We start from the raw sequence: 21,815 nt of genomic DNA, 5'->3' as shown, positions 1-21,815 counted from the left end.
CGCAGACGTAACGGTTTGTGTTCGCCGGCGCATGGCGTGGGCGAACACAATCTGTTAGCGCCTTGCGCATGCCCGTTTCCGCAGCCGCCTCGGCCCGTGAGATACTGACCCGCCTTCACGACGTGATGGCGTCGCGCAACCCGGCGCAATCGAAGCTCAACTCGGTGGTCAACATCATCGGCGAGGCGCTCGATAGCGAGGTCTGCTCGATCTACCTGCTGCGCGAAGGTCTGCTCGAGCTGTTCGCCACCCGCGGCCTGGCGCAGGAAGCCGTCCATGTCACCAAGCTCGCGCTCGGCGAGGGTCTGGTCGGCACGATCGCCCAGAATGTCGAGACGCTGAACCTCGACGAGGCCGAGATGCACCCGGCCTTCGCCTATCGCCCGGAGACGGGGGAAGAGGCGTTCCACAGCTTTGCCGGCGTGCCGATCATCCGCCGCGAGCAGTCGGTGGGCGTGCTCGCCGTCCAGCATGCCGAATCGCGGCGCTATGCCAGCGAGGAGATCGAGGCGCTGCAGACCGTGGCGATGGTGCTCAGCGAGCTGATCGCCAATGCCGATCTGATCGACCCGGCGAGTGCTGGCGGCTCGACCCGGCTTCAGTCGACCGCGCCCGAGCTCGGCCACGGCTTCAAGCTGGTCGACGGCATGGCCGCCGGCGTCGCGGTGTTCCACCAACCGCGCATCACCATCGAGCATACCGTCGCCGAGGATACCGAGGCGGAGCGCCACCGCGTCTATGCCGCGTTCGACAAGATGCGCGAGCAGATCGACCGGATGGCCAGCCAGGCCGAGTTCGGCGTGGGCGGCGAGCAGGACGAGATTCTCGCGACCTACAAGATGTTCGCGTACGACGAAGGCTGGTCGCGCCGGATCAACGAGGCGATCGACAGCGGCCTCACCGCCGAGGCGGCGATCGAGCGCGTCCAGCAGCGCACCCGCCAGCGCATGCGCGAGATCGACGATCCGCTGCTCCGAGACCGGATGCACGATCTGGAGGATCTCTCCAACCGGCTGCTCCGCATCGTCTCTGGCCAGCTCGGCACGGCGGCGCAGATGGGTCTGCGCCAGGATTCGATCCTGATCGCGCGCAATCTCGGTCCGGCCGAACTGCTCGAATATGATCGTCGGCGCCTCAAGGGCGTGGTGCTCGAGGAAGGCTCGCTCACCGCGCACGTCACCATCGTCGCGCGCGCCATGGGCGTGCCGGTGCTCGGCCGGGTCCGCAACATCCGCCAGCTGATCGCCGAGGGCGACATGCTCCTGCTCGACACGAGCGAGGAGAGCCTGTTCGTCCGCCCGACCCCGGCGATGCAGGAGGCGTTCGAGACCAAGCTCGAGCTCAGCCAGAAGCGCCGCGCCGCCTTCGCCCAGATGCGCGGCGTCGCGCCGGTGACCGCCGACGGCCACCGGATCACGGTGATGGTCAATGCCGGCCTGCGCGACGATCTCGCCGCGCTCGACCTTACCGGCGCCGACGGCATCGGCCTGTTCCGCACCGAGTTCCAGTTCCTCGTCTCGGCCACGCTGCCCCAGCGCGAGATGCAGCGTCGGCTCTACAAGGACGTGCTCGATGCCGCCGGGGATCGCCCGGTCACCTTCCGCACCGTCGATATCGGCGGCGACAAGGCGCTGCCCTATCTCAACCATGACGAGGACGGTGAGGAAGAGAACCCCGCGATGGGCTGGCGGGCACTCCGCCTCGCGCTCGATCGTGACGGCCTGATGAAGGCGCAGGCGCGTGCGCTGATCGAGGCGGGCGCCGGCCGCACGCTCAACATCATGTTCCCGATGGTGTCCGAGCCCTGGGAGTTCGATGCGGCGCGCGACCTGTTCGAGGCGCAGCGCGCCTGGCTCGCCGCGCGCGGGCGCAAGATGCCGACCGAGATCCGCTACGGCGCGATGCTCGAGGTGCCGGCGCTGGCAGAGGTGCTCGACGTGCTGCTGCCGCGGCTCGATTTCCTGTCGATCGGCACCAACGACCTTACCCAGTTCCTCTTCGCCGCCGATCGCGCGCATCCCAAGCTGGCGCTGCGCTATGACTGGCTGAGCCCGTCGATCCTGCGCTTCCTCAAGCGCGTGACCGCCCAGGCCCAGGCGGCGGGCGTACCGGTAGGCGTTTGCGGCGAGATGGGCGGGCGGCCGCTCGAGGCATTGGCGCTGCTCGGGCTCGGCATCGATCGCCTGTCGATCACGCCGGCGGCCGTGGGCCCGATCAAGGCGATGATCCGCTCGCTCGATCGCGCGGCGCTTATCGAGGCGATGTCCGCGATGCTCGCCGAGCCGGGCCGTTCGCTGCGGGAGGGCCTGGAGGCCTGGGCAAGCGAACATTCCGTCGAACTGGCCTGATCTACCGGCAAAATAGCCCCTGTCGGCGTTGACAGGGGCGACGTGGTGAACGACAGCTTCAGCCGTAGCGGAAGCACCGGGCGCAACCCTTCCGCTACGGAGAGTATGGATGGAAGGCGAAGCCGCCGAAGACCCGAACCTGTTTCCCGCCACGGTGGGGGACAAGCTGCGTGCCGCGCGTGAGGCGCAGGGATTGGACCTTCCCGAGATCGCCGCGCGTACCCGGATTCCGCAACGCCATCTCGAAGCGATCGAGAAGGGCAATTATGCCGGGTTGCCTTCGATCACCTATGCGCTGGGCTTCGCCAAGGCCTATGCCCGCGCCGTCGGTGCCGACGAGGTGACGATCGCGCGCGAGTTGCGCGCCGAGCTGCACCACAATCCCGAGCGCGCCGCGCCGGTCCCCGCCTATGAGACCAGCGACCCGGCGCGCGTGCCGCCGCGCGGCCTGGCGATTTTCGGCGTGATCCTCGCGCTGGTGCTGATCGTCGGCGCGATCCTCTATTACGGTACCGATCTGTTCCGTGGCAGCGCGCCGGCGCCCGAGACGCTGGCGACCGAGGAGCCGGTGGCGAACACCGCCGACAACGGCGCCGTTGCGAACAGCGTCGTGCCGGTCCCCGCGGGCGGCCAGGTCTCGCTGATTGCGCTCGACACCGTGTGGATCCGGGTGACCGATGCCAAGGGCACCAAGCTGGTCGAGCGCGAGCTCGCGCCGGGCGAGCGCTATGACGTGCCGGCCGATGCCGATCATCCGCGCATCCGCACCGGCGGGCCCGAGAAGATTCAGGTGACGCTCAACGGCTCGAACGTCGATCCGCTCGGCCGCGCCGGCACCACCGTCGATGTCGAAGTGAGCGCCGATGCGCTGCGCAACCGCAACCAGCCGGGTGCCGGCCCGATCGCCGGGGCTGCGCCGACAGCATCGGCGCCCGCCCGGCGCGAGCGGCCCGCCGCGGCGCGCCTCTCGGTGCCGACGCCCGTGCCGGACGAGCCCTTGCCTGCGACGAGCACTGGCAACAGCACGCCATAAGGATTTCCCCCGGGACTGGCGGGGAATGCCTCCTCCCGGTTATAGCTAAACTCTGTTCACCTTGTTTGACCTGCACCGGGGGGTGTGATCGATGCGTTTTCTTCTCGCTGCAACTGCAATGGCCGTCGTCTTCGGCGCCGCCGGCACCGCCCAGGCCCAGGATTCGGGCATCTCCGGCCGCGTCGACCGGCTGGAGCGCGAGATGCGCGCGGTGCAGCGCAAGGTGTTCCCGGGCGGCGCCGGCCAGACCGTCGAGCCGCAGATCACGCCCGAGACCAACACCAATATCCCGGGCATCCCGTCCAGCTCGCCGCTCAACGACCTCACCAGCCGCGTCACTGCGCTGGAGGAGCAGCAGCGCACGCTCACCGGTCAGGTCGAGCAGGGCCAGTATCGCCTGCGCCAGCTCGAGGACGCCTTCTCCGCCTATAAGCGGCTGACCGACAACCGCCTCAAGACGCTCGAGGACCGCTCGACCGCAAATGCCGCACTCGGCGGCGAGGATACGACCGTGCCTAGCGACACTGGTGGCGCGGCGATCCGTCCGCCTGCCCCGATCGGCACGCGTCCGACCATTCCGGCGCCGGGCGCGAGCACCACACCCGCGAACACGCCCAAGCCCACCGGCACGCGGGCCCAGCAGGTCGCGGCGATCGAGAAGCCCGCCTCGGGCGATCCGGCCGAGGACGGCTACACCTATGGCTTCCGCCTGTGGCAGGCCAAGCTCTATCCGGAAGCGCGCCGCGAGCTCGAAGCGGTGGCGACCAAATATCCGACGCATCGCCGCGCCAGCTATTCGCAGAACCTGCTCGGCCGCGCCTATCTCGACAGCGGTGCGCCCAGCCTCGCGGCGGTGGCCTTCTACGAGAACTACAAGAAGAACCCCAAGGGCGAGCGCGCGCCCGACAGCCTCTATTATCTGGCCCAGGCGCTCATCAAGCTGAAGAAGCCGGCCAGCGAGGTCTGCAAGGTCTACACCGAGCTCGACCAGCTCTATGGCGACAAGCTGTCGACCGAGATGAAGGCCGGTGTGGTCGAGGGTCGTGCAAGTCAGAAGTGCAAGTGACCGGCTGACGCTCGACCCTGAGGTGGTCGAGCGCTTCCGGTACGACTGCGCGGGGCTCCTCGGCGCCGTGCCATCCTCCGAACAGAAGCTCGCGCTCGCCGTGTCCGGCGGGCCGGACAGCCTCGCGCTGCTGCTCCTCGCCCATAATGCCTGGCCCGGCGCGGTGATCGCCGCGACGGTCGATCACGGCCTGCGCCCCGAAGCGGTGGAGGAGGCGGCTCTGGTCCGCCGCCTGTGCAACCAGCTCGACGTGCCGCACGAGACGTTGGCGGGCAGCGTCCCCGTCACCGGCAATCTCCAGCAGGGCGCGCGGGCGTTGCGCTATGCGCTGCTCGCCGACTGGGCGATCGGCCGTGCCGCCTGGGTCGCCACCGCGCACCAGCAGGACGATGTCGCCGAGACCTTCCTGATGCGCGCGCGCCGCGGCGCCGGAGTGGGCGGGCTCGCGGCGATGGCCGCATCGCGCCCGCTCGGCCCGGTCACGCTGATCCGCCCGCTGCTCGGCTGGACCCGCACCGAGCTGGAGGATCTGGTGGCCGCTGCCGGCATCGCCCCGGTCCGCGATCCCTCCAACGCCGATCCGCGCTTCGATCGCGCCCGCATCCGCGCGCTGCTCGCCGAGGCGGGGGACCTGCCCGCCGATCGCCTCGCGCTTGCCGCCGCCAATCTGCGCGATGCCGAGGACGCCCTGGCCTGGGCTGCCGAGCGCGAATGGCAGGCGCGTGCCACGATCACGCCGAATCAGGTGACGATCGATCCCGCCGGCCTGCCCCGCGAATTGCGCCGCCGCCTCGCCGAGCGCGCCGTCGCTACCGTCCGCGCCGCGCACGGCCTGGGGCCGGACTGGCGCGAGACCGGCCTCGAACCGCTGCTCGCCGCGCTCGATGCCGGGGGCACCGGTACCATTGCGGAAGTGATGGCGAGAACCAAAGCCGCTATGTGGCGTTTCGAACTGGCGCCACCCCGTCGATCACACTGATCGACGCTGTTCCATTGCCATTAACTTGGCCGTGCCTATCTTGGTGGGCGAAAGGTACCGATTCCGCATGAGCGACAACGACAAGCAGCAGCAGGGTCCGGAGAATGGGGGCAACCCCTGGATGAAGAGCCTGCTGATCTGGGTGGGCATCCTGGCTGCGCTCGCCCTTTTCGTGACGATGTTCGACAACCGCAACGCGCCGGCGACGGGCGATGCGATCTCCTATTCGCAGTTCATCGCCAAGGTGAACAATGGCGAGGTGAAGTCGGTCAACATCGCCCGTGGCACCGGCGTGGTGACGGGCAGCTTCACCAACGACAGCAAGTTCCGCACGAACGCGCCCGAGGATCCCCAGATGATCCGTAACCTGCTCGACAAGAACGTGCAGGTCACAGCGCGTGCCGAGGAGACGCCGTCGATCTGGTTCTACCTGCTCTACCAGTCGCTGCCGTTCCTGCTGATGCTCGGCATCGCCTTCTTCGTGATCCGCCAGATGCAAAAGGGCTCGGGCTCGGGCGCGATGGGTTTCGGCAAGTCGCGTGCGCGCCTGCTCACCCAGAAGGAAGGCAAGGTCACCTTCGACGACGTCGCCGGCATCGACGAGGCGCGCGAGGAGCTGCAGGAGATCGTCGAGTTCCTCAAGGACCCGACCAAGTTCGCTCGCCTCGGCGGCAAGATCCCCAAGGGCGCGCTGCTGGTCGGCTCGCCCGGTACCGGCAAGACGCTGCTCGCCCGCGCCATCGCGGGTGAGGCGGGCGTGCCCTTCTTCACCATCTCGGGCTCGGACTTCGTCGAGATGTTCGTCGGTGTCGGCGCGTCGCGTGTGCGCGACATGTTCGAGCAGGCCAAGAAGTCGGCCCCCTGCATCGTCTTCATCGACGAGATCGATGCCGTCGGCCGTTCGCGCGGTGCCGGCCTCGGCAACCAGAATGACGAGCGCGAGCAGACGCTCAACCAGCTGCTCGTCGAGATGGACGGCTTCGAGGCGAACGAGGGCATCATCATCATCGCGGCGACCAACCGCCCCGACGTGCTCGATCCCGCGCTGCTGCGTCCGGGCCGCTTCGACCGGCAGGTCCAGGTGCCCCGTCCGGACATCGAAGGCCGCGTGAAGATCCTCCAGGTCCATATGAAGAAGGTGCCGCTGGCGCCCGACGTCGAGCCGCGCGTCATCGCGCGCGGCACGCCGGGCTTCTCGGGCGCCGATCTCGCCAACCTGGTCAACGAGGCGGCGCTGCTCGCAGCCCGCCGCGGCAAGCGGCTGGTCGCGGCGCAGGAATTCGACGACGCGCGCGACAAGGTGCTGATGGGTGCCGAGCGCCGCTCGATGGTGATGACCGACGACGAGAAGCGGATGACCGCCTATCACGAGGCCGGCCACGCCCTGGTCTTCGCGCACGAGCCGACCGCCGATCCGATCCACAAGGCGACGATCATCCCGCGCGGCTTCGCGCTGGGCATGGTCCAGCCGCTGCCGGAGCGGGACAGCTACAGCTATCACCGCGACAAGATGCACGCCGATATCGCCGTGGCGTTCGGCGGCCGCATCGCCGAGGAGCTGATCTTCGGCTACGACAAGGTCTCGTCGGGCGCCTCGAACGACATCATGCAGGCGACGCGTCTCGCCCGCGCGATGGTCACGAAGTGGGGCCTGTCGGACAATGTCGGCCCGCTCGACTTCTCGGAGAGCGACGAGGCGTACGGCTACTCGATGGCGCGCGCCAAGCCGATGTCGGACGAGACCGCGCGGCTGATCGACAGCGAAGTGAAGGCGTTCGTCGAGCGCGGCCTCGGCCGTGCCCGCCAGCTGCTCACCGACCATATCGACCAGCTCCACACCATTGCCCAGGCGCTGCTCGAGTTCGAGACGCTCACCGGCGAGGAGATCAAGCGGCTGATCGCCGGCGAGGATCTCGGCCGCGAGGACCCGGGCACGGCGGCGCGCCCGACGGCGGTCGCGGGGACCTCCATCCCCAAGATCCGCAAGCCCAAGGGTCCGTTCGGACAGCCGACGCCCCAGGGCGCCTGATCCGGCCTTAGCCAATGAAAAGGCCCTCTCCCGAGCGATCGGGGGAGGGTTTTTCTTTGGGGTGGTTCTACAATCCTCCCCCGCCAGGGGGAGGGGGACCAGCGAAGCTGGTGGAGGGGGAAGGTAAGCAGCCAACTATCGTTTCGCTTGCCTCCCCCTCCGTCGCGCTTCGGGCGCCACCTCCCCCTGGCGGGGGAGGATTGAAAGGCGCTGCAACCTAAGACAGCGCCTTCGCCGCGCCCCTCAGGTCCTCGACGAACGCAGCGAACGCGTCCTCGGCCCTCGACTTGTCCGGCATCCGCAACAGGAAGCTCGGGTGGATCGTCACCCAGCCCAGGCCGCTCTCGGGCAGCTCGATCGCCCGGCCCCGCATCGCCGTGATCGTCACGGCCTTGCCGAGCAACTGCCGTGCGGCGGTGGCGCCCATCGCGACGGTCATCTCCGGCTTCACCAGCAGGCGTTCCTGCTCGTACCACCAGCGGCACGCCTGCATCTCGCCGGCATCGGGCCTGCTGTGGATGCGTCGCTTGCCGCGCGACTCGAACTTGAAGTGCTTCACGGCATTGGTGACATAGACGGTGTCGCGGTCGATCCGCGCATCGGCCAGGGCACGGTCGAACACCTCGCCTGCCGGCCCGACGAACGGACGACCGGCCAGATCCTCCTGGTCGCCCGGCTGCTCGCCGACGATCATCATCCGGGCATGGACCGGCCCTTCGCCGAACACGGTCTGCGTCGCGTGCCGATACAGGTCGCAGCGCGTGCAATGCGCCGCCTCGTCGCGCAGCGCCTGCCACGCGTCCTCGATATTCCCGCCCGGCCGGGCCTGTGCCGTCGCCACCATCGCCGTCTCCCGCTGGCGCGCGGTTGCGACCAACTCCTTGACCAACGCGGTCTCGGGCATGTTTTTCCAATATTTGCGCGGCATCTCCTTGCGCATCATCCCGGTCTTCAGCCGGGCCGGGTTGAAGATCGACGCGTAATAGGTCTTCCAGATATCCTCGACCGGATCGTCACCCGGCGCATCGCCGCGCGTGGCGCCGGGGCCTTCGGTGAGCGTCTCGGTGTCCCAGTGGAGCGTCAGCTCGGGGGTGAGGATCGACCAGCGCATGCTGGTGAAGCGCTCGACGAAGAAGCGGGCATTGGCGCGGACGATGTGATGCTCCGGCTCGAACCAGGCGACGTAGCGGGTATTGGGCTCGCCGGTGCCGGGGAAGGGCGGTGCGTCCTGCACCTCGCGGAAGCGGACAAAGGCGCGCATCTTGTGGATGTCCTGGCGAACGGCACGGGCCATGGCTTCCAGGCGGCGGACGAGCAGATCGGCCTGGTCGGCGACGCGATGCGGATCGCCGGCGAGCAGCGCGTAGAGCAGGGCGAAGCGCTCGGGATCGCTGTGGAGGATTGCCGACTGGGCGAGGTCGAGAAAGGCGCGGGGGACCTTGAGGGCGCGCGGTGCGGCGGGCGCCACGACCGCTTCGTCCGCGAACAGATCGGTAGCGTGCGCGCCGACCTGCCAGAGTATCTCGGATGCCGGCACCCCCGCCTGGGCGAGCCCTCGCGCGGCGTCGCGCCAGCCGGTGAAATCGTCCTCGCTTGCCAGACTTACGACGCGCACACCCGGTCCCAACCCTCATCCCGGCGAAAGCCGGGATCTCGTGCCGCGGGCCGTTCGCTCTATTTGCCTGAGATCCCGGCTTTCGCCGGGATGACGGCTACTAACGCTTGTCGGGCGTTTTCGGCATCGATTCGATCCATTCGCGGACCAGCGCGACGCCTTCCTTGTGGACGGTGGCGCGACCGAGCTCGGGCATGGCGATGCCGGGGTCGGTCGATTCCATCCGGTAGAGCAGGATCGAGGCTTCGGGATCGCCGGGGACGATGTCGAAGTCGCGGGTGCCGGCGCCGCGGCCGGCGGCGGTGGGCCGCTTGAACAGTCCGCGCTGCTCGGGATCGGTGCGGGCGAGATCGAGGAACAGGCCCGAATTGGACGCCGCGCCCTGCGGATTGTGGCAATGCGCGCAGTTGATCTCCAGCCAGGCGCGGGCGCGCTGGTCGATCGGCGCTGCCGTGTCGTCCCAGCGGGCGACTTTCGGCGCATCGGCGGGCAGCCGGTCGAGCATCCCGGCCGCCAGCAATTTCTCCAGCTGGCCGCCATGGTTGAGGTAACGCGCCTTGATGCCGATCGGGGTCACCTGCCCGGCAAGGCCATGGCAGTCCTTGCACTGGTTCTGGTTGGGCACGGCATAGCTGATGCTGTGCTGCGTGCCGGAAGGATCGGTGAAGCGCACCGGGATGCGCGTGCCGGCGCGCCTGACGTCGGCATCGGTCCCTTCCGCATTCCAGACATAGGGGATCGGCACCCAGCCGCTCGTGCGGTGGAGCAGGACGCGGGTCTCGAGCGGCTTGAACGCGCCGCCGATCCGGTAGCCGAAGGTCTTGATCAGCGCGGCGCCGACGGGAAGGTCGAGCGGCTTGTCCGGATCGTACTTCGCCCGCGTCCCCTCGGGCAGGTAGAGGTAGCGCTCCTTCTCGGCATAGTCGGAGAAGAGCGGCGTCTCGAGATCGTAGCGCATCAGCCGCTGGGCCGGTGCGCGGGTCTTCAGGTCGGTGAAGAAGCCATAGTCGGAAAGATGGGCGGGCCAGCCCTCGGCGGTGATCGCGGCGTCGTTCACCCCGGCCGGGCGGCCGAGCAGCGCGGCGGCGAACAGAGCGGCCGCGCCGAGCAGCGCCTTCATTTGGCGGCGGCCTCCATCGCCGGCGGCAGCTTGAAGGTCTGCCAGGGCGGCGGGATCTCGTCCTCGAGCTTGATCAGCTGCGGCTTGGCGGTCTCGATCCCTGCGCCGAGCGCCAGGCCGAGGGTCAGCACCGGCCCGTCATTGCCGGTCAGCTTGACCTGCTCGCCGCCGGTGCCGTCCCAGAAGACTGGCGGCAGCGTGCCGCCCAGCGCCGCGGCGAGCTCCTTGCCGCCGGGCATGGCCGGGGCGAAGCCGGCGCGGCCATGCTTGTTGCCGGCCAGGCGGATGTTGCGCGGATAGGGATCATAGCCCTTGTCTTCGAAGGGCTGGCGATAGGCGACGACCATGATGTTGGCAGTGCCGTTGCCGCTCAATTCGTTGTTCCAGACGGTGACGTCGTTCTCGGCCATCACCAGTACGCCGGTGCCGGTCGGCACGGTGGCGACGGTGTTGCCTGGCGGTGCGAAATTGGGGGTGTCGTTGTCGCGCACCTTGTTGCCCGAGACCATGACCCAGCCCTTGCCGCGGCGCGGGAGCGCAGGCAGGTCGAACACCAGGATGCCGCCGGTATTGTGGGTGGCGAGGTTGTTGGTCACTTCGGCCAGGCCGCTATTCTCGATCTCGATCCCCGCGACATTGTACATCGCGGTCGAGTTGCGGACGATGATCCGGTTAGACTGGCCGACATAGATGCCCGCGTCCGACGCCCCCTTCACCGTGACGCCGTCGATCAGCACGTCCTCGCTCTCGACCGGATAGACGCCGTACGCGCCGTTGCTGGCCTTGGGCCCGCCCGTCCATTCCACGCGGACGTTCTTGTAGACGATCCGGTCGGCGCCTTTGGACTTGATGCCGTCGCCCTTGGAGTCCTCCACCGCGAAGTCGCGCAGCACCACGTCGTCGGAGGTGACCAGCAGCCCCTCGCCGGCGCCGAGCTGGCCCTTGAAGCTGAGAACGGTCTTGAGCGGGCCGGCGCCGCGCACCGTCACGCCGTTCACGTCGAGGCTGAGGCCGTCGGTCAGCTCGAAACGCCCGGCGCCGATGCGGACGGTGTCGCCGGGCTTGGCATCGAGCAGCGCGGTCTGCAGCCGCTCCTGGGCGCCCGGCCCCGCCTCGACGATGATGTCCTTCGCCATCGCCGGAGTCGCGGCGAGCAGCACGGCAAGCGCACAGAATCGAAGCATCCCTCTCTCCCCATTTGCGTATTTTTGAAGGATGATACGCCGGTCGAGGGAAATTGACAGTCCTGTCAGTTAGGCCGGCTCGGGCTGGTGGCAGACGAACTCGATCAGCCGGCCATCGGGGTCGCGAAGATAGCCGGCATAATAGTTCGGATGGATGTGGGAGGCGAGCGCGGGGGCACGGTCGAGGACATGGCCGGCGGCGCGCCCGGCGGCATAGATGCGGTCGACCGTGGCGCGGTCCGGGGCGGTAAACGCGAAGTGCAGGTCGGATGGCACCTCGGCCTCGACCAGGAACAGGTCGAGCGCGGTCTCGTTGCCGAAGCCCTTGGCGGGACCATCGACCTTCTGCCTGTAGCCGAGCGGTGCCAGCGCGTCGGCGTAGAAGATCAGGCTCTCGGCCAGGCGGGCGGTGCGGATTTCGATATGGTCGATCATGACTGTCTCCTTCGCGGCAGGAGATAGGGCGCCGATGGCGCGGCATTCCGGCAAAGGCGCTGGCGGAATCACCGGATTTCGGCGCATTTGCGCGCTAGAGTGACGGCGATGTCCCGTTCCGATCTAGACCGCTTCGACCGCAAGCTCCTCACCCTGGTCCAGCGCGACGCCGGCCAGACCGCCGATGCGCTGGCCGAGCAGGTGGGGCTGTCGGCTTCGGCGGTGCTGCGCCGGCTCAAGCGGCTGCGCGAGACCGGCGTGATCCTGGGCGAGATCGCCGTGGTGGACCCGCTCAAGACGGGGAAGCCGAACTTCTTCCTGGCGGCGCTGGAGATCGAGCGCGAACGGCCCGAGCTGATCGCCCGGCTCCGCCAATGGATGGCGGCCGAGGAGCAGATCCAGCAGGTCTATTACGTCACCGGCACCGCCGATTTCGTGCTGGTCGTCGTCGCGCCCGACGTCGGCGCCTATGACGCGCTGATGAGCCGGCTGATGGCCGACAATCCGAACGTGCGCCGCTTCACCACCAATGTCGCGCTGGGCGTGGGCAAGCGCGGACTGTTCGTACCGATCCCCGACTAGGCTGCGAACAGTTCCAGCTGCTCGCGTTTCGGCGCCACCAGCGCGCGCAGGTCGTCGCGGTCGGACAGTGCGACCGGGCGCCAGTCCTCGGCGATCAGGAACGGGCGGACCTTGGCGATCGATGCGGTCAGCCGTGCCACGTCGTCCAGCCGCAGCCGGCGCAGGCGGCGGGTGGCGAGGATCGCGTCCACCGCCTTGAGCCCCAGCCCCGGCACGCGCAGCAGCGCCTCGCGCGGGGCGCGGTTGACGTCGACCGGGAAACGCTCGCGGAACTTGAGCGCCCAGGCGAGCTTGGGGTCGATGTCGAGCGGCAGCATGCCCGTCGGGTCCGCCGCCTGGGCGACTTCCTTCGGCTGATATTCGTAGAAGCGCATCAGCCAGTCGGACTGGTAGAGCCGGTGCTCGCGCATCAGGGGTGGGCGCTGGAGCGGCAGCACCGCGCTGGCATCGGGGATCGGGCTGAACGCCGAATAATAGACGCGGCGCAGCTGGAACTTCGCATAGAGCCCGGAGGCGCGCGCGATGATGTCGCCATCGGTGGCGGCATCGGCGCCGACGATCATCTGGGTCGATTGGCCGGCGGGCGCGAATTTCGGTGCCGACTTGTAGCGCTTGCCGGCATCCGCCGTGTCGTCGATCGCGGCGCGCACGTCCCGCATCGCGCCTTCGATCCGGCCCGCCGATTTCTCGGGCGCGAGGCGGGTGAGGCCTGCCACGGTCGGCAGCTCGACGTTGATCGAGACGCGGTCGGCATGGAGCCCGGCCTGGCGGACCAGCTCGGGATCGGCATCGGGGATCGTCTTGAGGTGGATATAGCCGCGGAAATCATGCTCCTCGCGCAGCAGCCGCGCGACGCGGACGATCTGCTCCATCGTATAGTCCGACGAGCGGATGATGCCGGAGGAGAGGAACAGCCCTTCGATATAGTTGCGCCGGTAGAAGCTCAGCGTGAGCTCGACCACTTCCTCGGGCGTGAACCGCGCGCGGCGGACGTTCGAGCTCTTGCGGTTGATGCAGTAATGGCAGTCGAAGATGCAGCTGTTGGTCAGCAGGATCTTGAGTAGCGAGATGCAGCGGCCGTCGGGCGCATAGGCGTGGCAGATGCCCATCCCCTCGGTCGAGCCGAGCCCGCCCTTGGCGCCGCTCGCCGCGTTGCGCTTGGTGGTACCGGAAGAGGCACAGCTCGCATCGTACTTGGCGGCATCGGCCAGGATGGCGAGCTTCGCGCGGAGATCGAGCTGCGACATATGTTCCTTCTATGTTCCTGATATTGCGGTGTCCAGCGGCTTGTGGGAGGAGGCGCGGCAAAGGGAGTATGCGATGCGGTGGAAGCTGGACCGGCAATTGCGGGCGCTGCTGATCGGCCTGGCGGTCACCTGCCTGCTCGGCTTCGGCTTCAAGCAGCATTGCATGCCCGGCGGCTGGACCGATTCCGAGCAGTACATCACCGGTTGCTACAGCGATGCGGTGCCCTTCTGGGGCGCCCGCCACGTCGACAAGGGGAGGATCCCCTATCTCCAGACTCCGATCGAATATCCGGTGCTGACCGGTGCTGCGATCTGGGTGGAAGGCGCCGCCACCCGCCTGATCTTCGGCCGATACGCCAATGACGCCAAGTTCCTGGGCGTGGTGACGGCGGTGAACATCGCACTCGCCTTCGTCGTGCTGGGGATGTTCTGGCGTGCAGGCATGGACCGCAAGCGGCTCTGGTGGTGGGCCGCGGCGCCCCCGCTGGTCCTCTATGTCGGGCACAACTGGGACATGATCGCGGTGACGCTGGCGGTCTGGGCGATGCTGCTCGCGCGCGAGAACCGGCTGGTCCGCGCCGCCGCTGCCGCGGGGCTGGGCGTTGCCGCCAAGCTGTTCCCGGTGGTGATGCTGCCGCTGATCGGGCTGTCGGCGCTGTTCGAGCGCGGCAAGTCCTGGTCCCTGCGCATCCGCCGCGCCGCATGGGTGACGCTGGCGGCCATCGGCGCCTGGGCGGCGGTGAACCTGCCGATCGCGCTGATCGCGCCCGATAACTGGAGCGAGTTCTACCTTTTCTCCCAGTCCCGCAGCGGCACGACGGCGGGCAGCTGGGACGTGCTTGGCAATATGGGCTGGCTGCCGCTGAGCATCGAAGAGAAGAATCTCTACGCCGCGCTCGCCTTCGTCATCGGCGGGGCGGCGATCCTCGCCCTGGGCTGGCGGCGCCACCACAGCCGGCTCTGGGTGCTGTCCACCCCGCTGCTCGCCTGGTTCATGCTGACCAACAAGGTCTATTCGCCGCAATTCGACCTCTGGCTGTGGCCGCTGCTGGTGATGACCGCGCCGCGTCTCTGGCCGGTCGCGCTGTTCGCGGTGACCGGGACGATCGCCTATTTCGCCGAATTCTGGTTCTTCGCCGGAGTGGACGGAGCCTGGCCGGCGGCTAACACGACCGACATCGCCTGGGCGGCGATTGCCCGGGCGATGGTGATGCTCTGGATCATCACCGATTGCGTGCGCCGCGAACCGCCGGCGTGGGTGGGACGCTGGCCGGCTTCGCGCTGACCAATTCTAGCCCCCTCCCTTGGAGGGAGGGGAATGAATGCAGCCCGCCTCAAGGCAGCGGCAGGTTGGTCTCGGCCTTCTTGCGCGCGCGCGTCTCGGCGCGGGCGGCGGTTGCCTGGCGGACGAAGCAGCCGGTGCCGCCACCGGCGCCGGTGGTCGAGCAGCTGCCCGTGCCGAAGTTGCCCGAGGTCATCGCATCCTCCGAGCGCACCGCCCAGCTCTCGGTCTTCTGCGGCGGACCGCCCTGCTCGCGCAGGTTGGTCGGGATGCGGTAGCGCTCGGCCTCGTCGAGGCGCTTGCAGACCACGATCTCTTCGCCGTTCGAGTTGGTCGGGCACTTGTCGTTGCCATAGATCACCAGCACGCCGTTTTGGGCTGCGTTCTGGGCCTGTGCCGCTACGGGCATCAGCATCGGAATGGCGGCGAGCGCGCCTGCGATCACGATACGCTTCAACATCGGCCTTACTCCTCTGGCGCCGTGCATCGGGGAAAACGGCTGAACCTGGGCTTTATATCCGTTTCGACAGCGCAATGGCAGCCCGGCATCCCGCCCGGATCAGGCCGGACATCAGCGGATAGGCCGGGGCGTTCTCGGCACCGTGCGCAAGCGCGGTGTCGCGGTGCTCGAGCTCCTCGTCGCGGAACTTCGCCACTGCCTCGCTGAGCTCCGGATCACCGGCGCCCAGTTCGGCGAGCTGCTGCTGGTAATGCAGGTCGATCTCGGTCTCGATCGCGGCGGTGCAGGCCATCGCCGCCTCGGGGCCGATCGCGGCGGTCGCCGCGCCCAGGGCGAAGCCGGCGACGTCCCAGAAGGGCTGCAGCGCCGTCGGGCGCACCCCGCGCCTGGCGATCATCGAATCGAAAAAGGCGCGGTGGCGCTCTTCCTGGCTCGCCATGCCGGCGATCATCCGCGCCATCGGCGTGCGATCGCCCATCACCGCCAGCTGCCCGGCATAGATGCGCGTCGCGCCATATTCGCCCGCCTGGTCGACGCGGACCATCGAGGCGGTTCCCTCGCGCCGATCGCCGGGCTTCCAGCTCATGCGCGGCGCTTCCGCAGCGCCAGCGCGGCGATGACCGCGGCGCCGGTGAGCGAGAAGATCGCGTTGAACCCGGCCAGGCTGATGCCGAACAGCGTCCATTGCGGCACGTCGCAGCGGATCAGCGGACGACGCAGCGCATCGTTGAGCATCTCCAGCGGATTGCTGCCATGGACCTGGGCGGTGCAAGCGGTGATGCCCTGCCACCATTTATACTCGACGCCGGCATGGAACACGCCGATGCCGCCGCTGACCGCCACGGCAAGGGCGGCGAGCAGGACCAGCCCGAGCTGGGCCCGGCGATTCTTCACCAGGAAGGCGGAGAGCGCGATCAGGATCGCGACATAATGCGGATAGCGCTGCCACCAGCACATCTCGCACGGCACCAGCCCGAAGAACTCGGTGCTGTGCGCGCCGCCGACCAGGGCGAGGGGCAGCAGGAGCGCGAGCCAGCGCGCGGCGCAAAGGCTGTCGAACCGCATCGCTTACTTGCTCTTCGCCGCGGCGACCTGGGTCTTGGGACCGAGGCGCGAGATGGTCTGCAGGGCATAGGAAAGCTGGAAGTCGTCCACGCCTTCCTTCTTCAGCTGCTCGGCCGTCTTGGCGAAGCGCGGATCGGTGCGGGCATCGTCCTCGAGCACCGAATCATCGACCTTGTCGTTGTTGATCAGGTGCGCGCGCAAATCCGCCTCGCGGATCGACGGGCGGCTCTTGTAGTCGGGATCGGTGAGCTGCGGCACGAGCAGGTCGGGCTTGATGCCGCCTTCCTGCACCGAGCGGCCCGACGGCGTGTAATAGCGCGCGGTGGTCAGGCGCAGCGCGGCGCGCGCGCCCATCGGCAGGATCGACTGGACCGAGCCCTTGCCGAAGCTGCGCACGCCCATGACGAGCGCGCGGTGATGATCCTGCAGCGCGCCGGCGACGATCTCGGAAGCCGAAGCGGTGCCGGCGTCGATCAGCACGACCACCGGCAGGCCCTTGGCGAGGTCGCCCGGGATGGAATTGATGCCGGGCTCGTTCACATCGGCGTACCAGCGCTCGATATCGGTCTTCTCGCGGCCGCGCTGCGAGACGATCTCGCCGTGCGACAGGAACACGTCCGAGACTTCGATCGCCTGCGACAGGAGCCCGCCGCCATTCTCGCGCAGGTCGACGATATAGCCGAGCGGCTTGTGGCCGAGCTTCTTGTCGATCTCGGCGATCGCCTTGACCGTGTCCGCGCCGGTCTGGGCGGTGAAGGTGTTGATGTTGATGATGCCGACGCCGTCCTTGACGTCCCACTTCACCGGCTTCTGCACGATGATCTCGCGCTTCATCGAGAAGGTGAGCGGCTTGTCGGCGCCCGGACGGATCACGGTGAGCGTCACGGGCGTGCCCGGCTTGCCGCGCATCTGCTCGATCGCCTCGTCCAGGCTGCCGCCGACGATGAACTTGCCGTCGATATGGGTGATGAAGTCGCCCGACTTCATGCCCGCGCGGGCCGCCGGGGTATCCTCGGTGGGGGCGACGACCTTCACCGCGCCGTCCTGCTGGGTGACGGTCAGGCCCAGCCCGCCGTAATTGCCGTCGGTCTGGATCTTGAGATTGTCGTAGTCGAGCCCGTCGGCGAAGCTGCTGTGCGGATCGAGCGCGGCGAGCATGCCCTGGATCGCGCCCTTCATCAGCGTGGCGTCGTCGACCTTGTCGACGTAGTTCGCCTTCACCTGGCTGTAGACTTCCATGAAGGTGTCGAGCTCCTTGAAGCTCGACGTATCGACGCCGGCCATCGCGCCAGAGGCGACGGGAACGAGCGCCAGCGCGCCGACGGCGGCAGTGACCTGAAGGAACGAACGGAGCATCAACAACTACTTTCCGGAAACGCGTTCGAGAAACAATCTAGGACGGGATCGCGGCAATTGCACGGCAGATTCAGCCGAGCAGCCGCGCCAGGTCCATGGGTTCGCCGCGGCGACGCAGCTCGACGGTGATCCGCGGCGCCTCGCTCGCCGGCGCGCGGCCGATGCCATCGCCCTGCGAAACCTGCTGGCCGACCCGGACGGCGATGGCGCCGAGCCCGGTGATAGAGCTGGTCCAGCCATTGCCGTGATCGATGATGACGACGCCGCCATAGTCGCGGAACGGGCCCGCGAAGAGGATGCGGCCGGCGGTGGGGGCGACGGCATCGCTATTGGCGGCGCAGGCGAGGGTGATGCCGCGGGCGCGCACCCCGGTGGGGGAAAGCTCGCCCATGCCGGTGACCACCGATCCCGTAACGGGCAGGACATAGGGGGCGCCGCCCCGGCGTCCGCTGGCGGCGACGGCGCTGCCGGGGCGCGGCAACGGGCCGGGCAGGGCGGCGAGATCGGCCTGGATCTCGGCCGCCTCGCCACTGGTCTCGATCTGGTCGACGATCTCGCGTGCGCGTTCCCCCAATGCGATCGCGCGGTCCGATTCGACCAGTGCGCTGGAGGCGAGCTGGGCCGATCGGGCGCGGTGCTCGGCCTCGAGCTTGACCAGTCCGACGCGCTCCTGCTCGATCCGCTGGCGGGCGTCGCGGAAGCTGTTGACCGCGGCGAGCGCCTGGGCGCGGAGCTGGCGGACACGGCTCAGCTCGGCGCGCACGTCGCGGGTGCGCGCCTCGACCACGGGCATCACGGTGCCGAGCACGGCGCGGACATGGACCATGTCCGCGGTCGAGCCGGGCTGGACGAGGCCGAGGACCGCGGGCCGGCGCGCCATCGACTGGAGCGCGGCGATCAGGCGCAGGATCGGCCCCTGGCGCTCGGCGACGCGGGTGCGCTGCTCGACGAGCTGGCGGTCGACGATGCCGATTCGCGCGCGGGCGGCGGCGATGTCGGCCTCGGCCGCCTTGATCCGCTCGGCGGCGGCGGCTTCGCGGGCACGCGCCTGGGCTGCCTGGTTGTTTTCCGCCGCGGCCTGGCGCTCGAGCGCGGCGCTGCGGGCCTGGGCGGCGTTGGACTGGGCGGTCGCGTCGCGCAGCCGGCCCTGCTGCTCGGCCAGGCTCGGCGCCTGCGCCGCGGCGAGATTGCCGGTGATCAGGATCGCGACCAGGCTGGCACCGAGAATCAGTGGGCGGAGCATGGGCTCAGCCTTCGCGATGATAGGGGTGGTTGGCAAGGATCGAGGTGGCGCGCCACAGCTGCTCGGCGAGCATCGCGCGGGCCATCATGTGCGGCCAGGTCGCGCGGCCGAAGCTGATCAGCAGGTCGGCCTGGGCGCGCTGGACATCGTCGAACCCGTCCGCCGCGCCGATCAGGAACCGCGCCTCGCGCACGCCATCGTCCCGCCAGGCGCCGAGCCGCTCGGCGATCGCCTTGGACGGCAGGTTCTCGCCCAGCTCGTCGAGCATGACGATCCGGGTGGTACCCGCGATGTCGGGAATCTTGCCGCCGGTGTCCGGCAGCTCGGTGACCTTTGTGGGCCACTGGATGCGCTTCAGATAGCGATCGACCAGCTCCGCCTCGGGGCTGCGACCGATCTTGCCGCGCGCGACGATGTGTAGCTGCATCGCCCGCGCGGCCCTTTACCGGATCAGGCCTGGCCGGCTTCGCCGAACGACCACATGCGCTCGAGATTGTAGAAGCTGCGCACTTCGGGGCGGAACAGGTGGATGATCACGTCGCCGGCGTCGATCAGCACCCAGTCGGCGGTGGGCAGGCCCTCCACGCGCGGGGTGCGGCCGAACTCGGCCTTGATCTTGTCGGCGAGCTTCACCGCCATCGAGGCGACCTGGCGCGTCGAGCGGCCCGAAGCCACGACCATGTAGTCGGCGATGCTGCTCTTGCCGGCGAGCGGGATCGAGACCGTCTCGACCGCCTGATCGTCGTCGAGCGACGCCATCACGAGCTGATGCAGCGCCTCGACACCATCCTTGGCATCGGAGGAACGCAGAACATTGGGCGATGTGGCCAAGGGGCCTCCTAGGGTTGCAACTGGTCTGTGTGGTGTCGGGATGGAGACGACGCCTTATCCGATCCCGTCAAAGCTTCACTTTGACCGGTACCCGCATAACGCCGGTGCCAGGCAGGATCGGCGGCCCGAAGGCTCGTCGCCGAAGTAGGATCGGGGCGGAAGCGCAACAGCACGAGGGCCGGCAATCTCCAACGCGTCCAGTTCTTCGCCTGGCCTGCGGGCCACACAGCGCGCCGCAGCCAACCCATTGCAGGACTTGCATGGGCATCGCGATCATATCCCGGACGGGCGATCACCGCAATCGGAACCTGCTCGGCAATGTCGCGCCAGCGTTCCCATTTGTGGAACTGGGCGAGATTGTCGGCCCCCATCAGCCAGATGAAGCGGTGCTGCGGGAACAGCCGGGGCAGCTTGCGCACGGTATCGGCGGTGTAGCGCGTCTTGATCCGCTTCTCGATGTCCGACACCCGAATCGGGGCATGCCGTGCCATCCGCTGGGCCGAGGCCATGCGCGCCTTGAACGGTGCCATGCCCGCCTTGTCCTTCAGCGGGTTGCCCGGCGAGACCAGCCACCACACCTCGTCGAGCCCCAGCGCACGGATCGCGTGGAGCGAGAGCTTGCGATGGCCGAGATGCGCCGGGTTGAACGAGCCGCCGAGCAGGCCGATGCGCTTCAAGGACGCGCCTGCCCCGTGCCGCGCACCACCCATTTGTACGTCGTCAGCCCCTCGAGCGCGACCGGGCCGCGCGCATGGAGGCGGCCCGTCGAGATGCCGATCTCGGCGCCCAGCCCGAACTCGCCGCCATCGGCGAACTGGGTCGAGGCGTTCCACACCACGATCGCGCTGTCGACCTGCGCCAGGAACTTCTCGGCCACAGCTTCATCCGCGGTGACGATCGCGTCGGTATGGTGCGATCCGTGCGCGGCGATGTGCGCCATCGCGTCGTCGACGCCGTCGACCAGCTTCACCGACAGGATCGAATCGAGATATTCGGTGTCCCAGTCCTCGTCGCTCGCCGCCACCGTGCGGGGCTCGAGCGCCTGGGTCTCGGCATCGCCGCGCAGCTCGCAGCCGGCATCGGCCAGCGCGGCGAGGATCGGCTTCGGGTCGGCGAAGGCGCGGTCGATCAGCAGCGTCTCGGTCGCGCCGCAGATGCCGGTGCGCCGCATCTTGGCGTTGAGCGCGAGGTCGCGCGCCATGTCGGGATCGGCGGCACCGTCGACATAGGTGTGGTTGAGCCCGTCGAGATGCGCGAGCACCGGCACCCGCGCCTCGGCCTGGACGCGGGCGACCAGCCCCTTGCCGCCGCGCGGCACGACCATGTCGATCGCGCCCTCGGCCGTGAGCATCGCGCCGACCGCCGCGCGATCGGTGACGGGAACGAGCTGCACCGCATCCTCGGGCATGCCGCCCTCGGCCAGGCCGCGGGCGAGGGCGGCGTGGATCGCGCGGTTCGATCGGATCGCTTCCGATCCGCCGCGCAGGATCGCGGCATTGCCCGCCATCGCGCAGAGCGCCCCGGCATCGGCGGTGACGTTGGGCCGGCTCTCATAGATGATGCCGATCACCCCGATCGGCACGCGCACGCGGGTCAGGACCAGGCCGTTGGGCCGCTCAACCCGGTCGAACACGTCGCCGACCGGATCGGCGAGCCCGGCCACGGCCTCGACGCCCGCCGCCATGCTCTCGATCCGCTTGCCGTCGAGCTTCAGCCGGTCGAGCAGCGCGCCGGACAGGCCGTTCGCCTCCGCGGCGGCCATGTCTTCGGCATTGGCGGCCTGGATCAGGCCCGAATCAGCACGGATCGCGGCGGCGGCGGCACGCAGCGCAGCCGCCTTGGCCGGGGTCGGCATCGCGGCGAGCTTCGTCGAGGCGAGGCGGGCGCGGGCGGCCATTTCGGCGATCAGGGTCTGGGCGTCAGTCATGATTTCGAACCGC

General features: G+C 68.7%; 21 protein-coding genes. 7 read left to right on the top strand and 14 right to left on the bottom strand.

Annotation, left to right across the window (positions count from 1 at the left end):
- Positions 1-68 precede the first annotated feature (68 nt).
- The 5 genes from ptsP to ftsH all read left to right on the top strand — a co-directional run bounded on the left by ptsP (position 69) and on the right by ftsH (position 7,455).
- Positions 69-2,348, top strand: a complete 2,280-nt coding sequence (gene ptsP / locus GGR46_RS15705) for a phosphoenolpyruvate--protein phosphotransferase (RefSeq protein WP_183998985.1) — start codon at positions 69-71, stop codon at positions 2,346-2,348.
- A gap of 109 nt (positions 2,349-2,457) precedes the next feature.
- Positions 2,458-3,381 carry a helix-turn-helix domain-containing protein gene (locus GGR46_RS15700; protein WP_183998984.1) on the top strand — a complete coding sequence of 308 codons (924 nt, stop codon included), beginning with the start codon at positions 2,458-2,460 and terminating at the stop codon, positions 3,379-3,381.
- A 91-nt stretch (positions 3,382-3,472) separates the two neighbouring features.
- A complete protein-coding gene (locus GGR46_RS15695; RefSeq protein WP_183998983.1) occupies positions 3,473-4,447 on the top strand; it encodes a tetratricopeptide repeat protein in 975 nt (324 codons plus the stop codon).
- Positions 4,425-5,426: a tRNA lysidine(34) synthetase TilS gene (tilS, locus tag GGR46_RS15690; RefSeq protein WP_183998982.1), complete on the top strand. Its 1,002-nt coding sequence runs from the start codon at positions 4,425-4,427 to the stop codon at positions 5,424-5,426. Before GGR46_RS15695 ends, tilS begins: the two co-directional genes overlap by 23 nt.
- Before the next feature lie 67 nt (positions 5,427-5,493).
- Complete coding sequence (gene ftsH, locus GGR46_RS15685; RefSeq protein ID WP_183998981.1) at positions 5,494-7,455, top strand: ATP-dependent zinc metalloprotease FtsH; 1,962 nt, start codon at positions 5,494-5,496, stop codon at positions 7,453-7,455.
- A gap of 217 nt (positions 7,456-7,672) precedes the next feature.
- Here the strand turns inward: ftsH and GGR46_RS15680 are convergent, their stop codons facing one another.
- From GGR46_RS15680 to GGR46_RS15665, 4 genes are all read right to left on the bottom strand, one after another.
- Entirely contained in the window at positions 7,673-9,070 is a 1,398-nt protein-coding gene (locus tag GGR46_RS15680) for a UdgX family uracil-DNA binding protein (RefSeq protein ID WP_183998980.1), read from the bottom strand.
- A gap of 100 nt (positions 9,071-9,170) precedes the next feature.
- Entirely contained in the window at positions 9,171-10,190 is a 1,020-nt protein-coding gene (locus GGR46_RS15675) for an SO2930 family diheme c-type cytochrome (RefSeq protein ID WP_183998979.1), read from the bottom strand.
- A complete protein-coding gene (locus GGR46_RS15670) occupies positions 10,187-11,374 on the bottom strand; it encodes a parallel beta-helix domain-containing protein (protein WP_183998978.1) in 1,188 nt (395 codons plus the stop codon). Before GGR46_RS15670 ends, GGR46_RS15675 begins: the two co-directional genes overlap by 4 nt.
- A gap of 69 nt (positions 11,375-11,443) precedes the next feature.
- A complete protein-coding gene (locus GGR46_RS15665) occupies positions 11,444-11,809 on the bottom strand; it encodes a VOC family protein (RefSeq protein ID WP_183998977.1) in 366 nt (121 codons plus the stop codon).
- A 108-nt stretch (positions 11,810-11,917) separates the two neighbouring features.
- Here GGR46_RS15665 and GGR46_RS15660 point away from each other — a divergent pair, with 108 nt between their 5' ends.
- Positions 11,918-12,391, top strand: coding sequence for an Lrp/AsnC family transcriptional regulator (locus GGR46_RS15660; RefSeq protein ID WP_183998976.1), 474 nt, complete (start codon positions 11,918-11,920; stop codon positions 12,389-12,391).
- Here the strand turns inward: GGR46_RS15660 and GGR46_RS15655 are convergent.
- Entirely contained in the window at positions 12,388-13,638 is a 1,251-nt protein-coding gene (locus tag GGR46_RS15655; protein ID WP_183998975.1) for a putative DNA modification/repair radical SAM protein, read from the bottom strand. The genes GGR46_RS15660 and GGR46_RS15655 overlap by 4 nt on opposite strands.
- Positions 13,639-13,711: 73 nt before the next feature.
- On the opposite strand from GGR46_RS15655, the gene GGR46_RS15650 reads away from it, so the two are divergent.
- The gene (locus GGR46_RS15650; protein ID WP_183998974.1) at positions 13,712-14,923 is read left to right on the top strand and encodes a glycosyltransferase 87 family protein; all 1,212 of its coding nucleotides are present in this window, start codon (positions 13,712-13,714) and stop codon (positions 14,921-14,923) included.
- 49 nt (positions 14,924-14,972) lie between these two features.
- Here GGR46_RS15650 and GGR46_RS15645 read toward each other — a convergent pair whose 3' ends face one another.
- From GGR46_RS15645 to GGR46_RS15605, 9 genes are all read right to left on the bottom strand, one after another.
- On the bottom strand, positions 14,973-15,380 hold the full coding sequence (locus GGR46_RS15645) for a hypothetical protein (RefSeq protein ID WP_183998973.1): 408 nt from the start codon (positions 15,378-15,380) through the stop codon (positions 14,973-14,975).
- Between the two features lie 52 nt (positions 15,381-15,432).
- Positions 15,433-15,966, bottom strand: coding sequence for a demethoxyubiquinone hydroxylase family protein (locus GGR46_RS15640; protein ID WP_183998972.1), 534 nt, complete (start codon positions 15,964-15,966; stop codon positions 15,433-15,435).
- A complete protein-coding gene (locus tag GGR46_RS15635; RefSeq protein ID WP_183998971.1) occupies positions 15,963-16,445 on the bottom strand; it encodes a disulfide bond formation protein B in 483 nt (160 codons plus the stop codon). The genes GGR46_RS15640 and GGR46_RS15635 overlap by 4 nt, the downstream gene beginning before the upstream one ends.
- Positions 16,446-16,448: 3 nt before the next feature.
- Positions 16,449-17,801 carry a S41 family peptidase gene (locus tag GGR46_RS15630; protein ID WP_183998970.1) on the bottom strand — a complete coding sequence of 451 codons (1,353 nt, stop codon included), beginning with the start codon at positions 17,799-17,801 and terminating at the stop codon, positions 16,449-16,451.
- Between the two features lie 70 nt (positions 17,802-17,871).
- Positions 17,872-19,044: a murein hydrolase activator EnvC family protein gene (locus GGR46_RS15625; protein WP_183998969.1), complete on the bottom strand. Its 1,173-nt coding sequence runs from the start codon at positions 19,042-19,044 to the stop codon at positions 17,872-17,874.
- Between the two features lie 4 nt (positions 19,045-19,048).
- Positions 19,049-19,471 carry a 23S rRNA (pseudouridine(1915)-N(3))-methyltransferase RlmH gene (locus GGR46_RS15620; RefSeq protein ID WP_183998968.1) on the bottom strand — a complete coding sequence of 141 codons (423 nt, stop codon included), beginning with the start codon at positions 19,469-19,471 and terminating at the stop codon, positions 19,049-19,051.
- A 23-nt stretch (positions 19,472-19,494) separates the two neighbouring features.
- A complete protein-coding gene (gene rsfS / locus GGR46_RS15615; protein ID WP_184000050.1) occupies positions 19,495-19,803 on the bottom strand; it encodes a ribosome silencing factor in 309 nt (102 codons plus the stop codon).
- 80 nt (positions 19,804-19,883) lie between these two features.
- The gene (locus GGR46_RS15610) at positions 19,884-20,552 is read right to left on the bottom strand and encodes a nicotinate-nucleotide adenylyltransferase (protein WP_246426184.1); all 669 of its coding nucleotides are present in this window, start codon (positions 20,550-20,552) and stop codon (positions 19,884-19,886) included.
- Positions 20,549-21,802, bottom strand: a complete 1,254-nt coding sequence (locus GGR46_RS15605) for a glutamate-5-semialdehyde dehydrogenase (protein ID WP_183998966.1) — start codon at positions 21,800-21,802, stop codon at positions 20,549-20,551. Before GGR46_RS15605 ends, GGR46_RS15610 begins: the two co-directional genes overlap by 4 nt.
- Positions 21,803-21,815 lie beyond the last annotated feature (13 nt).

The organism is Sphingomonas kyeonggiensis (assembly GCF_014196745.1).
GTDB classification, from domain to species: Bacteria; Pseudomonadota; Alphaproteobacteria; order Sphingomonadales; family Sphingomonadaceae; genus Sphingomonas; species Sphingomonas kyeonggiensis.
This window is presented reverse-complemented; position numbering and strand designations above follow the sequence as displayed.

What these genes read in the sequence shown, in the direction of transcription:
- ptsP (WP_183998985.1), top strand. Translation starts at nt 69, where the DNA reads ATGCCCGTTTCCGCAGCCGCCTCGGCCCGTGAGATACTGACCCGCCTT.
- GGR46_RS15700 (WP_183998984.1), top strand. Translation starts at nt 2,458, where the DNA reads ATGGAAGGCGAAGCCGCCGAAGACCCGAACCTGTTTCCCGCCACGGTG.
- GGR46_RS15695 (WP_183998983.1), top strand. Translation starts at nt 3,473, where the DNA reads ATGCGTTTTCTTCTCGCTGCAACTGCAATGGCCGTCGTCTTCGGCGCC.
- ftsH (WP_183998981.1), top strand. Translation starts at nt 5,494, where the DNA reads ATGAGCGACAACGACAAGCAGCAGCAGGGTCCGGAGAATGGGGGCAAC.
- GGR46_RS15675 (WP_183998979.1), bottom strand. Translation starts at nt 10,190, where the DNA reads ATGAAGGCGCTGCTCGGCGCGGCCGCTCTGTTCGCCGCCGCGCTGCTC.
- GGR46_RS15670 (WP_183998978.1), bottom strand. Translation starts at nt 11,374, where the DNA reads ATGCTTCGATTCTGTGCGCTTGCCGTGCTGCTCGCCGCGACTCCGGCG.
- GGR46_RS15665 (WP_183998977.1), bottom strand. Translation starts at nt 11,809, where the DNA reads ATGATCGACCATATCGAAATCCGCACCGCCCGCCTGGCCGAGAGCCTG.
- GGR46_RS15660 (WP_183998976.1), top strand. Translation starts at nt 11,918, where the DNA reads ATGTCCCGTTCCGATCTAGACCGCTTCGACCGCAAGCTCCTCACCCTG.
- GGR46_RS15655 (WP_183998975.1), bottom strand. Translation starts at nt 13,638, where the DNA reads ATGTCGCAGCTCGATCTCCGCGCGAAGCTCGCCATCCTGGCCGATGCC.
- GGR46_RS15650 (WP_183998974.1), top strand. Translation starts at nt 13,712, where the DNA reads ATGCGGTGGAAGCTGGACCGGCAATTGCGGGCGCTGCTGATCGGCCTG.
- GGR46_RS15645 (WP_183998973.1), bottom strand. Translation starts at nt 15,380, where the DNA reads ATGTTGAAGCGTATCGTGATCGCAGGCGCGCTCGCCGCCATTCCGATG.
- GGR46_RS15640 (WP_183998972.1), bottom strand. Translation starts at nt 15,966, where the DNA reads ATGAGCTGGAAGCCCGGCGATCGGCGCGAGGGAACCGCCTCGATGGTC.
- GGR46_RS15635 (WP_183998971.1), bottom strand. Translation starts at nt 16,445, where the DNA reads ATGCGGTTCGACAGCCTTTGCGCCGCGCGCTGGCTCGCGCTCCTGCTG.
- GGR46_RS15630 (WP_183998970.1), bottom strand. Translation starts at nt 17,801, where the DNA reads ATGCTCCGTTCGTTCCTTCAGGTCACTGCCGCCGTCGGCGCGCTGGCG.
- GGR46_RS15625 (WP_183998969.1), bottom strand. Translation starts at nt 19,044, where the DNA reads ATGCTCCGCCCACTGATTCTCGGTGCCAGCCTGGTCGCGATCCTGATC.
- GGR46_RS15620 (WP_183998968.1), bottom strand. Translation starts at nt 19,471, where the DNA reads ATGCAGCTACACATCGTCGCGCGCGGCAAGATCGGTCGCAGCCCCGAG.
- rsfS (WP_184000050.1), bottom strand. Translation starts at nt 19,803, where the DNA reads ATGGCGTCGCTCGACGACGATCAGGCGGTCGAGACGGTCTCGATCCCG.
- GGR46_RS15605 (WP_183998966.1), bottom strand. Translation starts at nt 21,802, where the DNA reads ATGACTGACGCCCAGACCCTGATCGCCGAAATGGCCGCCCGCGCCCGC.